The sequence below is a fragment of the Variovorax soli genome, assembly GCF_031454625.1.
GTDB lineage: Bacteria > Pseudomonadota > Gammaproteobacteria > Burkholderiales > Burkholderiaceae_C > Variovorax > Variovorax soli_A.
The window spans coordinates 580,231-594,790 of record NZ_JAVDRF010000004.1 but is presented as its reverse complement, the minus strand read 5'-3'; the positions used below and the strand labels follow the sequence as shown (position 1 = coordinate 594,790).

At 66.4% G+C, this 14,560-nt stretch carries 14 protein-coding genes; 10 read left to right on the top strand and 4 right to left on the bottom strand.

Features of this window, described 5'->3' with window-relative positions:
* Positions 1-887, bottom strand: an 887-nt coding sequence (locus J2739_RS12795; RefSeq protein WP_309902102.1) for a Clp protease N-terminal domain-containing protein, incomplete at its 3' end; no start/stop codon positions are given.
* 276 nt (positions 888-1,163) lie between these two features.
* Here J2739_RS12795 and J2739_RS12790 point away from each other — a divergent pair.
* From J2739_RS12790 to J2739_RS12775, 4 genes are all read left to right on the top strand, one after another.
* Positions 1,164-1,760: a hypothetical protein gene (locus J2739_RS12790; protein WP_309902100.1), complete on the top strand. Its 597-nt coding sequence runs from the start codon at positions 1,164-1,166 to the stop codon at positions 1,758-1,760.
* Between the two features lie 255 nt (positions 1,761-2,015).
* A complete protein-coding gene (locus J2739_RS12785; protein WP_309902098.1) occupies positions 2,016-2,747 on the top strand; it encodes a cytochrome b/b6 domain-containing protein in 732 nt (243 codons plus the stop codon).
* A 29-nt stretch (positions 2,748-2,776) separates the two neighbouring features.
* On the top strand, positions 2,777-3,448 hold the full coding sequence (locus J2739_RS12780) for a winged helix-turn-helix domain-containing protein (RefSeq protein WP_309902096.1): 672 nt from the start codon (positions 2,777-2,779) through the stop codon (positions 3,446-3,448).
* Positions 3,449-3,453: 5 nt separating this feature from the next.
* Positions 3,454-4,794 carry an ATP-binding protein gene (locus J2739_RS12775; RefSeq protein WP_309902094.1) on the top strand — a complete coding sequence of 447 codons (1,341 nt, stop codon included), beginning with the start codon at positions 3,454-3,456 and terminating at the stop codon, positions 4,792-4,794.
* A 42-nt stretch (positions 4,795-4,836) separates the two neighbouring features.
* On the opposite strand, the gene ppsA is transcribed toward J2739_RS12775, so the two are convergent.
* On the bottom strand, positions 4,837-7,242 hold the full coding sequence (ppsA, locus tag J2739_RS12770; RefSeq protein ID WP_309902093.1) for a phosphoenolpyruvate synthase: 2,406 nt from the start codon (positions 7,240-7,242) through the stop codon (positions 4,837-4,839).
* Between the two features lie 246 nt (positions 7,243-7,488).
* Between ppsA and glgP the strand changes: the two genes are divergently transcribed.
* The 3 genes from glgP to J2739_RS12755 all read left to right on the top strand — a co-directional run bounded on the left by glgP (position 7,489) and on the right by J2739_RS12755 (position 10,477).
* Positions 7,489-9,201 (top strand): alpha-glucan family phosphorylase, encoded by a 1,713-nt coding sequence (gene glgP, locus J2739_RS12765; RefSeq protein WP_309902091.1) that lies wholly within the window; start codon positions 7,489-7,491, stop codon positions 9,199-9,201.
* 125 nt (positions 9,202-9,326) lie between these two features.
* On the top strand, positions 9,327-9,716 hold the full coding sequence (locus J2739_RS12760; RefSeq protein ID WP_309902090.1) for a CBS domain-containing protein: 390 nt from the start codon (positions 9,327-9,329) through the stop codon (positions 9,714-9,716).
* Positions 9,717-9,823: 107 nt separating this feature from the next.
* On the top strand, positions 9,824-10,477 hold the full coding sequence (locus J2739_RS12755) for a BON domain-containing protein (protein ID WP_309902087.1): 654 nt from the start codon (positions 9,824-9,826) through the stop codon (positions 10,475-10,477).
* Between the two features lie 107 nt (positions 10,478-10,584).
* On the opposite strand, the gene J2739_RS12750 is transcribed toward J2739_RS12755, so the two are convergent.
* Together J2739_RS12750 and J2739_RS12745 are read right to left on the bottom strand one after the other, a co-directional pair.
* A complete protein-coding gene (locus J2739_RS12750; protein WP_309902085.1) occupies positions 10,585-11,001 on the bottom strand; it encodes a hypothetical protein in 417 nt (138 codons plus the stop codon).
* Positions 11,002-11,070: 69 nt separating this feature from the next.
* Positions 11,071-11,238, bottom strand: coding sequence for a DUF2188 domain-containing protein (locus tag J2739_RS12745; RefSeq protein WP_405053878.1), 168 nt, complete (start codon positions 11,236-11,238; stop codon positions 11,071-11,073).
* An 846-nt stretch (positions 11,239-12,084) separates the two neighbouring features.
* On the opposite strand from J2739_RS12745, the gene J2739_RS12740 reads away from it, so the two are divergent.
* Genes J2739_RS12740 through J2739_RS12730 form a run of 3 tightly spaced genes read left to right on the top strand, consistent with a single transcriptional unit; the run spans position 12,085 to position 14,551 of the window.
* Complete coding sequence (locus tag J2739_RS12740) at positions 12,085-12,612, top strand: flavodoxin family protein (RefSeq protein ID WP_309902081.1); 528 nt, start codon at positions 12,085-12,087, stop codon at positions 12,610-12,612.
* Between the two features lie 37 nt (positions 12,613-12,649).
* On the top strand, positions 12,650-13,105 hold the full coding sequence (locus J2739_RS12735; RefSeq protein WP_309902079.1) for a universal stress protein: 456 nt from the start codon (positions 12,650-12,652) through the stop codon (positions 13,103-13,105).
* Between the two features lie 12 nt (positions 13,106-13,117).
* The gene (locus J2739_RS12730; protein WP_309902077.1) at positions 13,118-14,551 is read left to right on the top strand and encodes a trypsin-like peptidase domain-containing protein; all 1,434 of its coding nucleotides are present in this window, start codon (positions 13,118-13,120) and stop codon (positions 14,549-14,551) included.
* Positions 14,552-14,560: the final 9 nt, after the last annotated feature.

The window sequence follows — 14,560 nt, the reverse complement described above, 5'->3', positions numbered from 1 at the left end:
ATGTTGCCGGCATCCATCGCGCCCTCGGCCTTGCCGGCACCCACCATGGTGTGCAGCTCGTCGATGAAGACGATGGTCTGGCCCTCGTCCTTGGCGAGCTCGTGCAGCACGGTCTTGAGCCGCTCCTCGAACTCGCCGCGGTACTTGGCGCCGGCCAGGAGTGCGGCCATGTCCAGGGAGAGCACGCGCTTGCCCTTGAGGGACTCGGGGACCTCGCCGGCGACGATGCGCTGCGCCAGGCCTTCGACGATGGCGGTCTTGCCGACGCCGGGTTCGCCGATGAGCACGGGGTTGTTCTTGGTGCGCCGCTGCAGGACCTGGATGGCGCGGCGGATCTCTTCGTCGCGCCCGATCACGGGATCGAGCTTGCCCAGGCGGGCACGCTCGGTGAGGTCGAGGGTGTATTTCTTCAAGGCCTCGCGCTGGCCTTCGGCATCGGCGCTGTCGACGCCCCGGCCGCCGCGCACGGCATCGATGGCGGCTTCGACGGACTTGCGGGTGACGCCGTGGCTGCGCGCGAGGTTGCCGATGTCGGCCTTGCTGTCGGCCAGGGCGAGCAGGAAGAGCTCCGCGGCAATGAACTGGTCGTTGCGCTTGATGGCTTCCTTCTCGGTGGCCTGCAGCAGCTTGCCGAGATCGGGGCCGACCTGGACCTGGTCGTGGCCCTGCACCTGGGGCAGCTTCTTGATCGCCGCCTCGGCGGCATTCAGCAGGCCCGGCACATTGGCGCCGGCGCGCTCGAGCAAGGCCCGGGGACCCTCGTCCTGGCGCAGCATGGCCACCAAAAGGTGGACAGGCTCGATGTAGGGGTTGTCGTTGCCCAAGGCGAGCGACTGCGCGTCGGCGAGGGCTTCCTGGAATTTGGTGGTGAGTTTGTCTTGGCGCATGAGTCGTCCGGATATCCGCGAGAGCCGATGGGGCAGCGCGCAGACCGAGTTTGTAGGGCCGGGGCCCGGCTCGGGTTGAGCTGGATCAACCTGTTCGGCAACAGTCGTGGATAAATGCGCGCGGCCAAGTGCTGGCGAGATAGAAAGGCGGATGCGAGCGCGCGCCTCTACCAACTTGTTGCGCAAGCATCCAGGCTCTGTTTGCGTTGGCGCAAGTCCGGATCCATTGGCGCGTCGCATGCTGTGCATTCGATCGACTTCATCTCAGGAATGCATATGAAGGCCGCAAACATGTTGGTGCTGCTCACCTTTGCCGTTGGTGCTGCCGCTTTCGCCGCCGACAACACCCAGCCCGGTCAGTTGAGTCCCCCGCCCGGCATCGCACAGAAGACCAGGGACGTTGCCGTCAAGGCTGCACGCGATGCAGAAGCCGCTTCGCGCAAGGCTGCCGATCACGCGAAGGCCGCACTGCAAAAGAGTGAAGCGACGGCAGGAAAGGTCTCGAGGGCCGCCGCCGAGGCCGTCCGACGAGCAGCACGCAAGGCCGCGGAGTCGGCAACCCGATTCGAGGAAAAGGCGGCGGCGTCGGCCGACAAGGCGCTTGACGAGAGCCGGGAATCCGCTCGCGTCGCCGCGGAGGAAGGCAAGAAGGCCGCCGCCGCCACCCGTGAAGCGCTGGGGAAGGCGGAGGACGCGTCCAAGCGCGCCCTGGAATCGAGCCGGGAAGAAGCCGAGAAGGCGGCCGATGCAACCCGCGAAGCCCTCAAAAAGGCGGATGAAAGCACACGCGCCGCTGCACGCGCAGCCAGGGACGCGGTGGTCAAGACCACGGATGCCGTCCGCCACAAGGCATCGCGGACCGCGAAGCAGTGATTCGATCGATGCCTGTCGGCGACTGTGTCCGCCCGCATACGGCGCAAATAGAGAATCCGGCTTGCGGACTCCCTGTTAAGAAAACCCTAAGACCATGGCGACACGATGCCCCTCAAGGCGTCGCCATGAACTTGTTGAAAACACCTCGGACCGCGCATCGTTCCCGCGCCGCCACGCCCGCCGAGCTGCTGGCCAGCGTCAGGAACGCCGCTGACTGCGCAGCTTTTCACACTCAATCCGATTCATGAGGTTTCAATGAACTCGACCTATGCATCTACCGCCGAACGCCAGGCCGCCGAGCCGGAGTCCGGCAGGATCCTCGTCTGGGACCTGCCGGTGCGCGTCTTCCACTGGCTCATCGTGCTGTGCTTTGCCGGCGCCTATCTCACGGCAGAGCGCGACTCGTGGCGCCTGGTCCACGTGACGTTCGGCTACACGATGGCGGCGCTGGTCGCCTTTCGCCTGGTGTGGGGCGTCGTGGGCACGCGATACGCACGCTTCGCGAACTTCGTGCGCGGACCGCGCGCCGTCGCGGCCTACCTCGGCGACCTGCTTCGCGGGCACGCGCAGCCCTCCGTGGGACACAACCCCGCCGGCGCCCTCGCCATCGTCGCATTGCTGGCCTTGGCGGTCGCGGTCACGGCCTCTGGCTGGGCCACGTACCAGGACCTCGGCGGCGACTGGCTGGAGGAAGTCCATGAAGCCGCGGCCAATCTCATGCTCGGCATGGTCGGCCTCCACGTCGCCGGCGTGCTGCTCGCGAGCTGGCTGCACCGCGACAACCTCGTCGCCGCCATGATCACCGGACGCAAGCCGGGCCGCTCCGGGGAAGGCGTGCGCAGCGCCTGGCGCAGCGTCGGCATCCTGATGCTGGTGGCGGTGCTGGGCTTCTGGTGGACGCAGTGGCAGGGCGCGCCAGCGGGCACGGCCAGAGGGCCGGCCGCGGTGTCCGCCAAGGCCGCCCTGCACGATCGCGACGACGACTGAAGCGGCGCAATTCACGCTCACAACTTTTCATGCGCATCCTGCTCGCCGAAGACGATCCCCTGTTGGGCGACGGTCTCCGCGCAGGACTGCGCCAGCTTGATTTCCAGGTCGACTGGGTGCGCGACGGCGAGGCCGCCGAGCGCGAACTGCGCGCCCAGCCCTATGCCGCGGCGATCCTGGATCTGGGCCTGCCGCTGAAGGACGGCCTGCCCGTGCTCGCCAGCGTGCGCAAGGCCGGCATTTCGATTCCCATCCTGGTCCTGACAGCGCGCGACGGCGTGCCCGACCGCATCCGCGGCCTCAACGTGGGCGCAGACGACTACGTCGTCAAGCCGGTGGACCTCGACGAACTCGCGGCCCGATTGCGAGCGCTGATCCGCCGCGCGCACGGGCAGGTCCAGGAGCGCCTGCACGCCCAGGACGTCGTGCTCGATCCGGCCGCCCACACCGTGCATCTTGCAGGCGAGCCCGTGACGCTGTCGTCCCGCGAATTCGACCTGCTGCACGCGTTCATGCTCAATGCCGGGCGCGTGCTCTCCCGCGAGCAGCTCGAGCAGCACCTCTACAGCTGGGGGCAGGAGGTGGAAAGCAATGCGGTCGAGGTGCACGTCCACCACCTGCGCCGCAAGCTCGGCAGCTCGCTCATCCAGACCGTGCGTGGCGTGGGCTACGTGCTCCTGCGTGAGAAGCCCGGCCGCTGACGACGATGCCCCGCTCGCTCCAAGGCCGCCTGTTGCTTCTGGTGCTCGGCATGGTGGCGAGCGTGTGGCTGGCGACTGCCGCCATGACCTGGCTCGACGCGCGCCACGAACTCGACGAACTGCTCGACAGCCACCTGGCACAGGGCGCCGCGCTGCTGGTCGCGCAGCAGATCCGCGAGCGCTCCGAAGAGGAGCCGGGCATCGAGGCCCCGGCACTGCATCGCTATGCGCCCAAGGTGGCCTTCCAGGTCTTCCATGAGGGCCGCCTGACCCTTCGCTCGGCCAATGCCCCTTCGCTGCCGATGATCGACGCCGGAGCAGGTCGATTCCGTTCGGGCTTCAGCACGGTCCGGATCGGCGGCGCGCCGTGGCGCGTGTTCGCGGCCCACGGCGGCGAACGCGACGTGCAGGTCTACGTGGGGGAGCAGATCGCCTCCAGAGACTCCATCCTCCGGGCCGTTCTGCGCAGCACGCTCTGGCCGATGTTCGTCGCATTGCCCCTGCTCGCGCTCGCGGTGTGGTGGGCGGTCCATCGGGGCGCGCTGCCGCTGCGACGGCTGGGCAGGACGCTGGCCCGGCGAGAACCGCAGGCGCTGAGTCCGGTCGTCCTCGATGGGGCCCCCTCGGAGATGACGCCCATGCTCGACGCGCTGAACGGCTTGTTCCGGCGCATCGGGGAGTTGATGGAATCGGAGCGCCGCTTCACCGCCGACGCCGCTCACGAGCTGCGCACGCCGATCGCCGCCATCCGCGCGCAGGCCCAGGTGGCCCTCGCCGAGTCGGACGACGCCAGGCGTCGACATGCGCTGCAGGCGACGCTGGCCGGCTGCGATCGGGCCGTGCGCGTGGTCGAGCAGCTCCTCGTCCTGTCGCGGCTGGAGGCCGGCGCCGAGCTCGAATGGACGACGGTGGCACTGGATGCCCTGGTACGCGGGGTGGTGGCCGATGCCGCCCCGACGGCCATCCACAAGCAGCAGAGCATCGAGGTCGATGCGGTGGAGGAATGCCCGGTCCGCGGCGATCCCACCCTGTTCGCCTTGCTCGTTCGCAATCTGGTCGACAACGCAATCCGGTACAGCCCGCAGGGGGCCGCCATTCGCATCGAGGTCATCCGGTCGCACGGCCACGTGCGCTTCAGTATCGAGGACAGCGGCCCCGGCATGAAGGACGAGGACATGGCGCGCTGCGGAGAGCGCTTCTTCCGCGTCCTCGGAAGCGGCGAAAGCGGCAGCGGCCTGGGCTGGTCGATCGTGCGCCGCATCGCGGCCGTGCAGGAGGCCACGGTGACCATCGGGCGCTCCCACCGCCTGGGCGGCCTCGCGGTCGACGTCGAGTGGACGGCCTGACTTACGTCGGCGAAGGCGGATGCAGGAGCACGCGTCTCAACATCAACCTGCCGCCGCGCCGTGCTCCTGCTCGGCGCGCGCGACTTCGCGCGCGGCCGCGACGAAGCTGTCGGGGTTCAGCGAGATCGAGTCGATGCCTTGCTGCACCAGAAAGCGTGCGAACTCCGGGTGATTGCTGGGTGCCTGTCCGCAGATGCCGATCTTGATGCCGGCCGCATGGGTGCGCGCGATGGCTTCCGCAATGAAGGTCGTGACCGCCTCATTGCGCTCATCGAAAAGACGCGCCAGATCGGCGGAATCCCGGTCCACGCCCAGGACCAGCTGCGTGAGGTCGTTGGAGCCGATCGAGAAGCCATCGAAGCGACGCGCGAACTGCGTCGCCAGGATCACGTTGGACGGCACCTCGCACATCATGTAAACCTGCAAGCCGGCCGCGCCGCGGCTCAGACCGTTCTCGGCCATGACGGCGAGCACGCGATCGGCTTCCTCCGTGGTGCGGCAGAAAGGGACCATGACAATGACGTTGTCGAATCCCAGTTCGCCCCGCACCCGCGCCAGCGCGCGGCACTCGAGCGCGAAGCCCTCGCGGTAGCGGGGATCGTAGTAGCGGGAGGCGCCGCGCCAGCCGATCATCGGGTTCTCCTCCTTCGGCTCGAAGGCTGCTCCGCCCAGAAGCCCAGCGTACTCATTGGTCTTGAAGTCGCTGAGGCGCACGATGACGGGATGCGGATGGAAAGGTGCGGCCAACTTGGCGACCCCGCGCGCAAGCGTCTGGACGAAGAAGTCGGCGCCATCGGCGTAACCGCGCACCAATGCCTCGATGTCGCGACGCTGCGCAGCATCCGCCACGCGCTCGGGGTGCAGCAGCGCCATCGGATGCACCCGCACTGCGTTGCTGATGATGAACTCCAACCGCGCGAGCCCCACACCCTTGGCGGGCAGTCGCCACCAACGGAAGGCAGCGCCGGGACTGGCAACGTTCACCATCATCGCAGTGCGCGTCGGCGCGATGGCGCTCAGGTCGACCTCCTCGCTTTCATACGGCAGCATGCCTTCGTAGACAAAGCCCTGCTGCCCTTCGGCGCAGGAGAGTGTGAGTTCCTGCCCGTCGAGCAGCACGGCCGTGCCTCGCCCGGTGCCGACCAGTGCCGGCACCCCAAGTTCCCGGCTCACGATGGCGGCATGGCTGGTGATGCCGCCGTGGTCGGTCACGATGCCGGCGGCGCGCTTCATCACCGGCACCCAGTCCGGGTCGGTCATCTCCGTGACGAGGATGGCACCGTCTTGAAAACGCGCGATGTCCTCGGCGCTGCGGATCACACAGGCCCTGCCGCTGGCGATCGCCTCGCCGACCGCCCCGCCGGTCAACAGCACCTTGCCGCGCGACTTGAGTCGCCAAGTCCTCAGCACTCCAGCGGAACGCGCGGACTGCACCGTCTCGGGCCGTGCCTGCACGAGGTAGAGTTCGCCCGTCTCGCCGTCCTTGGCCCACTCCACGTCCATCGGACGACCGTAGTGTTCCTCCACCGCAACGGCCCAGCGCCCGAGTTGCACGATCTCCTGGTCGGAGAGCACGAAGGCCTGGCGTTCCCGCTGCGTGGTGGCGGCGATCACCGTGCGCGCGCTGCCGCCGCTCGCATAGACCAGCTTGCGCTCCTTCCCGCCGCATGTCTTCTCGACGATGGGCATGAGCCTCGGATCCGCCAGCAGCGGCTTGAACACCTCGTACTTGTCCGGGTCGACCGAGCCCTGCACGACGGTCTCGCCCAATCCCCAGGCAGCATTGATGACCGCGGCGCGCGGGAAACCGCTCTCCGTGTCGATGGAGAACATCACGCCTGCACCGCCCAGATCGGAGCGCACCATGCGTTGCACCCCGATGGAAAGCGCCACCTCCATGTGGTCGAAACCCTTGGCTTGTCGATAGGCGATGGCGCGATCCGTGAACAGCGAGGCATAGCAGCGCCGGCAGGCATCCAGCAGTTCCCGCTCGCCGCGCACGTTCAGGAAGCTTTCCTGCTGCCCGGCGAAGCTCGCATCCGGGAGATCCTCTGCCGTGGCGCTCGAGCGCACGGCGACACTGGCCTCCGCCACGCCTGTTCGACGGCCGAGCTCGCGGTAGGCATGACGGATTTCGTCAGCGATGGCGAACGGAAATTCGCCATCCAGGAACAGCCGACGGGCCGCCTCGCCGGTGGCATGCAGTGTGGCATCGCCACGTTGCAGTGCTGCCAAGCGGTCACGCAGGGGCTCGGCGATCCCGTTGGCTGCGATGTAGGCCCGATACGCCTCGGCGGTCGTGGCGAACCCGGGCGGCACCCGCACACCACGCGCCGCGAGCTTGCACACCATCTCGCCGAGCGAGGCGTTCTTGCCGCCGACGCGCGGCACGTCGCCGTTGCCCAGGGTTTCGAACCAGGCGATGTGGTCGCGCTCGGGGATGTGCATGGCGCCTCCTTCGCAAGTTCTCTTGCGGGTGGTCGCAGCATAGTCAGTGGGAACCGCAGGCCAGTTGCGCCAGATCAAGCGCCGCGCCGAGTTTCATCTTCCAATCCCGGCAACGTGTCGTCCGCTTATCTGGCGCAGAACCGAACGGTCGCCGGAGGGGCGAGCGTCCGGCCAGTCATTCGCGAGGTTCACCATGAGCGCTCACAGCAAACGTCACGCTCCTTCGCAAATTGGAGAGGCATCGAAATGAATCAGCCCCTCGAAGCGTTCAACATGCGCGAGCCTCGAATCGCCTACTTCTCCATGGAAATTGCGCTCAGAAGCGAGATTCCGACGTACAGCGGCGGGCTCGGGGTACTCGCCGGCGATGCGATGCGCAGCGCCAGTGACCTGGATTTGCCCATGGTCGGTGTGACGCTGGTCAGCCGTGCCGGCTATTTCCGGCAGGAGATCGTCGACGGCCGCCAGCTCGAGCGGCCTGACATTTGGCAACCGGAACAATGGGCGCAGCGACTTGGCGCCAAGATCTCCGTGCAAGTGGGGGCGCGGGAGCTTTGGGTTGCCGCCTGGTTGTACGAAATCCACGGTCAACGCGGCGCCTCGGTTCCGGTGCTGCTGCTGGACACGGACCTGCCCGAAAACGAACCGGAAGATCGCGAGCTGACCCACCATCTCTATGGCGGTGACGAGGCCTACCGCATGAAACAGGAGATGGTGCTCGGCATCGGCGGCGTGCGGATGCTGGGAGCGCTCGGGTTCTCCATTCGAAAGTACCACCTCAATGAAGGACACGCCGCGCTTCTCGCACTGGAGCTGCTGCGGCGCTTCGCGCGCTCCCCGCAGGAAGCTGGCACACCGGAGCTCCAGTTCGATGTACCTGCAGTTCGCGAACGCTGCGTGTTCACCACCCATACGCCCGTCGAGGCGGGGCACGACAAGTTCTCGTATGAACTTGCGGATCGGTTGCTCGGCCCGTTCATCGGCGCGAAGGAGCTCAGACAACTCGCCGGGCAAGGAGAGCTCAATATGACCCGCCTCGCCCTCAACCTCAGCGAGTGTGTCAATGGCGTCACGCCTCGCCACGCCGAGGTTTCGAGGAAGATGTTTCCAGGCTATCAAGTGCATGCCATTACCAACGGGGTGCACCCATGGACCTGGGCATGCGACAGCTTGCGCCGTCTTTTTGATGCCTTTCTGCCGCGATGGAGCCATGAGCCGGAATTGTTGGCAAGGGCGGACCTCATTCCGGATGAGGAGCTGCGCCGGGCCCACGCCGTCGCGAAGCTCGCGCTCCTCCATCGCATTCAAGGCCGCGACGGCTTGTCCATCAATACTTCGCTCCCGGTGCTTGGCTTTGCGCGGCGTATGACCCCGTACAAGCGAGCGGATCTTCTGTTCTTTGACATCGACCGTCTGAGGGCGATCGCGCGAGAGCATCCATTTCAAATCGTGCTCGCCGGAAAGGCGCACCCACGGGACTTGGGCGGGAAGCAGATCATCGAGCGTCTGCATGCCTGGGCGCGCGAGCTCGGCGGCGCGGTGCCCGTCCATTTCCTCCCCAACTACGATATGGAGACGGCGCGCCTGCTGGTCTCGGGTGTCGATGTCTGGCTGAATACGCCATTGAGTCCGCTTGAAGCTTCGGGGACGAGCGGCATGAAGGCGGCGCTGAACGGTGTTCCCAATCTCAGCGTACTGGACGGCTGGTGGCTCGAGGGCTGTATCGAGGGCGTTACCGGATGGGCTGTGGGCGGCGAGACCGTGGCCGATGAGGCCGACGTCCACGCACGCGACGCAGCCTCGCTCTACCTCAAGCTCGACCAAAAGGTCCTGCCGCTCTACCACGAAAGCGCCGCCGGGTGGACGGCCGTCATGAAAGGGGCGATTGCCCGGAATGGCGCGTACTTCAGCAGCCATCGAATGATGAAGCAGTATGCCGTCGAGGCGTATCTGCATTGACCATCATCGTGCGGTGCGAACGGAACCGGTTTTCGCCAATCAGACGAGAAACTTGCTTGAGCGCCTTGCGCCCGATCAAACCGACGTCGCACAACGTGTACTACCTTATGCCGGAGGAGCCATCCATGAACCAAGACATTTCTTCCTTGATGCAGCAACCGGTATGGAGTGTCAGCATGGATGACACCGTGGCGCAGGTGGAAGCACTGCTCTCCAGCAACCGCCTGAACTGGGTGCCCGTCCTGGAACCATCGAACGGCGAAGTCGTCGGCGTGATCAGCGCCTCGGATCTCGTTGCGTTCCATGCGCAGGGGCGAGATGCCCTCGCCACGTGCGCATGGCAGATGTGCTCTTACAAGCCGATCGTCGTGGACGTCGGGACCCCGGCCTCGACGGTAGCGGCGCTCATGGTGGAGCGCGGGATCCATCATGTGGTCGTGACCGACAGCCGTGGGATCGCCGGCGTGGTGTCGTCGCTGGACTTCGTGCGGACATTCCTGCCGGCCACGGACTAAGGGGCCACGCTTGATCCAGCGCAACCCGGTGCGCTGGATTGCTTTCTAAAGTCACACCACGCCTCATCGCGAGGTGGGTCCCTGATTTCTTCAATGGAAGGAAAGTCATGAAATCCGATACGCAACTCCGAACCGACGTCCTGGCCGAACTGGACTGGGATCCGGCGATCAAGACCGCCACAGTGGGTGTTACCGCCAAGGATGGCGTGGTGACCCTGACAGGCCATCTCGGCAGCCATGCCGAAAAGTACGCTGCCGAGCGCGCAGCACAACGTGTCAAAGGCGTGAAGGCGATCGCCGTCGAGATCAACGTCAAGCTGCCCGCTGGCGACGAACGCACCGACGCCGACATCGCGCGCGCCGTCGAGCACGCGCTCGAATGGAGCGCGCTGGTGCCGGACGGCAAGATCAAGCCGATGGTCGAGGGCGGCTGGGTGACACTGACGGGCGAAGTGGAGTGGGAATACCAGCGCCGGGCCGCGGAAAACGCGGTGCGCACGCTCATGGGCGTCACCGGCGTTTCGAACACGGTCAAGATCTCTCCCAAGCTCAGTGCCTCGGAGGTCGAGAAGAAGCTGCGCGAAGCGCTCACCCGGCAAGCGCAGCGCGAAAGCGAACGTCTCCAGATCGGGGTCAGTGGTTCGCAGGTCACGCTGCACGGGCTGGTTCATTCATGGGCCGAATCCAGGGCTGTCGAGAAAGCGGCGTGGTCCGTTCCTGGCGTGACGTCGGTCGCCAACGATCTGATCGTCCTGGACTGAAAAAACGACGGCGGCACCCGACTGCACCGGTCGCATGCCGGTGCGTCGTGCTCGATGTGCTGCAGGTTCGACAGGCTTGCGGCCGCGCCCGGCCCGCCTTCTTACACTCACGGATCGGCGCGCGGACCCTCGACGCCCTCTTTTGCCGGGGACTGCGGACCCGCCGGCCCCGGCACGCGACGTGCGCCCTCACGCTCCCAACGCGAAGCGAACCCGCTCTGGTTGGCTGGGGCGGTCGCCTGCGGAAGGCGATAGAACTCTTCATTGAGGTACCTTGCCACCTCTGCCACGTCGTCGTCGCTCCAATCGAGCGCGGCTTCCGCCTGCCAGCGCCGGACCTGTGCCTTGAGACTGGCCCAATCGGTCACGAGCTTCTTCTGGCGCCAATGCATCTGCTCGCTATGACAGGCGATGCAGTGCGTCGAATACAGCAGCGCGCCCCGCGACTCGGCCAATGCAGGCGCCGCCGGTGCCAGCACCAGGAAGACCGCCAGGGCGACAAGGGGGAAGCGGGCCAGACCCATGTTCATGATTTCCTCCGACAGATGGCGTTACGAAAGAGATGCTGATTGCGGCAGCAGGGGCCATGGCTCTCAACCAACCGGGTAGCCGCCGCCCTCCAGGCCGGAGCGGTGGCGAGCCCATTCCTTCGCCTTGGCGATTCCGATCCGAATCGCCTTGCCGTCGTCGTACCCCTCGGCCAGCAGCGCATTGGCGATCTCGATGGCCTTGAGCCGGACGAGGGGCGTCAGATGGGCCATGGCGGGCGGATAGCGGAAGGAAGTCCAGGGCATTGCAATCATTCGCAGGTCATGGCCGCGCGTGAAGACGCACTCACACGAGCGGCTTGGCCGATGGCGCGACGCTGGTCATCTCGGACACTTCTCTCTGGATGCCGCGGCGAATGATCCTGACCAGGCCCGCCATCTCTTTCGCGTATTCGTCCATCAGGGCGTCGAGCGTTCATGTGAATCTCCTTGTGAATGTGAGCTTCCACGCATTGAATTCGCACTCGCCTTGCGCACGGAGGCGTACCGAAACAAGAAGGCCCGCCATCCTTGCGGAGCGGCGGGCCTGGTGAAGGCCCCACCCACGCGCCATGGCGCACGAGCAGTCTGAGGTTGCCTTCATCCCACGGCGTCGGAGCGACGCCATGAACTCCCCCGAGGGGGAACCCTCACTTTTACCAGCCAGTCCCTTGGCGCATGCCGCGGTGCCCCGGTTGGTGCATTCACTGTAGGCGAGTGCGCGAGGCAAGCATTGATGTGGATCAAGTGGCGGCGACCTTGTCTTACCCGCAGTGCAATCGATGCGCACGCGTGCTGTCGAGCAAGCTCAAATGAAGGACGCGATGCGGACGTCCTTGGTGCAGCGGCGCCCCGAATGACCGGACCCCGGCGGCCTCGATCCAGGTCAAGTCCGATGGCCGCCGGCTCGCTCCAATGCCGCGCTCGAGATGGACCCGATAGGACGACATTGATCCAGCGCAAGAACAAGCGCCCGCCATCGATCCAGGATGAGCCATTGGGGCTGCATTTGATCGAGCGCAAGCGCCGATCGCCTGCGGACACCTACATTGGATCCCATCGTCACGCTGGAGAAACATCATGAGCAAAGTCCTGGTGGTCTTCTATTCCTATACCGGTACCTCGCGACGCCTGGCCGAGCTGCTTTGCAGCCAGCAAGGGTGGGAGATCGCTGAAATCGAGGAGGAGCGGCCGCGCAGCGGTCCCTGGGGCACGTGGCGATGCGTGCTGGATTCACTGTTGCGACGGCATCCCGCCATCCGCTACCAGGGCCCGTTTCCCAAAGGCTTCGATGCCGTCGTTCTGGTGTCGCCGATCTGGGCCGGACGCCTGGCTGGCCCCATGCGCAGCTTCGTGGCGAGACGGCGGGGTCACCTGCCCGACGTCGCGGTGGCCCTGGTCATGGGAAGTCGCGGCGCACCCGATGCGGTTGCCGAGATCACCCGTCTCATCGGTGAGACGCCCATCCTCAGCACCGCCTTCACTGCGCGAGAGGTCGATGACGGCAGTTGCGCGGGGCGGCTGCGATTCTTCGGGACGGCATTGCTCGGTGCCGAGCGGAATCACGCCGTCGCTCGACAAGCCAGCCTGTCGCCGCAAGCAGCCTGATGCGGCTTGCTGATTGCGAAACAAACAAGGAATAGCCATGTACCAACACATTCTCGTTCCCCTGGATGGCAGCGCCACTGCCGAGTGCGGCCTGCGCGAAGCGCTTCGGCTCGCCGCCGAGCAGAAGAGCAAGCTGCGGCTGCTGCACGTGATCGACGACTTTCCGATGCTGATGGAGATGTCGGCCGTTGCCAGCTTCGAGGCCTCGATGCGCAAGGTGCGCGAGTACGGCCAGGATGTCCTGTCCAAGGCGCAGGCCGCCGCCGCGGCGGCTGGTGTCCAGGCCGAGACCGTCCTGCGCGAAGTGACGCAGGGCCGCATCGCGGACATCGTGGTCGACGAGGTTCGGGTGGCCGGTTGTGACCTGATCGTCATGGGCACGCATGGCCGGCGCGGCTTCAGCCGGTTGGCGCTCGGCAGCGACGCTGACCTCGTGGTGCGCACGAGCCCGGTTCCGGTCCTGCTGGTACGCGGCAACGCGGACCAATCCTGACTCGGCCGCCCCGTGCAACCAAGGCGACTGCTCCCGACCCTCGTCTGCGCCTGCCTGCTCGCCGCGTGCAGCATCGGTGCGGCGCAGCTTCAGCGGACCGGCGGCGAGCCCCTCGCGCAACCGCCGGCGGCTTTTTCGACCCTCGTCGCAAGCCACAGCGCCACGGTGGTGGACATCAGCACGCTGCGCATCGGCCGCGACGCGAACGACGGCGACATGGACCTGGAGTTCGCGCCCGAGAACGATTTCTCGGATCGACTCGCCTGGCCGCTTCCGGCCAGCGTCCAGGTCAGCCAGATCCGGGATCTGGCTTCGGGCGTCATCCTCTCGAGCGATGGGCTCATTCTGACCAGCGCGCATGTCGTTGCCAACATCGACGAGGCGCAGGTTCGACTGGACGACGGTCGCCGCTTTACGGCCCGGGTGGTCGGCAGCGACCGCCAGACCGACGTCGCGCTGCTGAAGATCGAAGCCAGCGGCCTGCCGGTCGCGGTCATCGGAGACTCCTCGCAACTGGCACCGGGCGACTGGGTGGCTTCCATCGGCGCGCCCTTCGGCTTTCATGGAAGCGTCACCACCGGCGTGGTGAGTGCGATGAACCGCTTCATCGGCGGTACCGGCGACATTCCATTCATCCAGACCGATGTCGCCATCAACCCCGGCAGTTCGGGCAGCCCGCTCTTCAACAGCCGCGGCGAGGTCGTGGCGATCAATTCAATGATCTACAGCGGCAGCGGCGGCTATATGGGCCTCTCCTTCGCGGTCCCCATCAACCTTGCCATGCAGGTCGCGACGCAGCTTCGCGCGGCAGGCGTGGTGCGGCGGGCACGCCTGGGCGCCGAGTTTCAGGAGGTGACGCCGTTGCTGGCGCAATCCTTCGGCCTTGCGCAAACCGCCGGCGCACTGGTCGTGAAAGTCGAGCCCGGCAGCCCTGCCCACGACGCAGGACTGGCAGCAGGCGACGTGATCATCGCGATGGATGGCGCCCCCGTCTCCCACTTCTCCGAGCTGTTGCAGCAGATCGCGTCGCGCCGTCCCGGCACGCGCAGCCGTTTCGAGATCTGGCACCACGGAGCGGCTCGCACGACCTGGGCCACCTTGGCCGAACAGCCGGCCGACAGGTCTCGGCCGCAGCCCGCCGCCACGCCGGAATGGAGCGATGGCCTGGGGCTGAGTCTCGCGGAGCTGTCGCCAGCGCGGCGCCTGCAGCTTCACCTCGATGCAGGGCTGCTGGTACGCGACGCCACAGGCTTGGCGCGCAGCGAGGGCATTCGCGCCGGCGATTTCATCGTGGCCATCAACGATCAACGCCTCGAGCGCGTGGATGATTTCCGGCGCGCGGTCTCGCGCTTGCCGGTGGGCCGCAACGTGGCCTTGCTGGTCATGCGCGATCGGCGGCTGGCCTACGTTCCGGTGCACATCTCGGCACGGCCCTCTTTACCTTGAGCCTCCGAG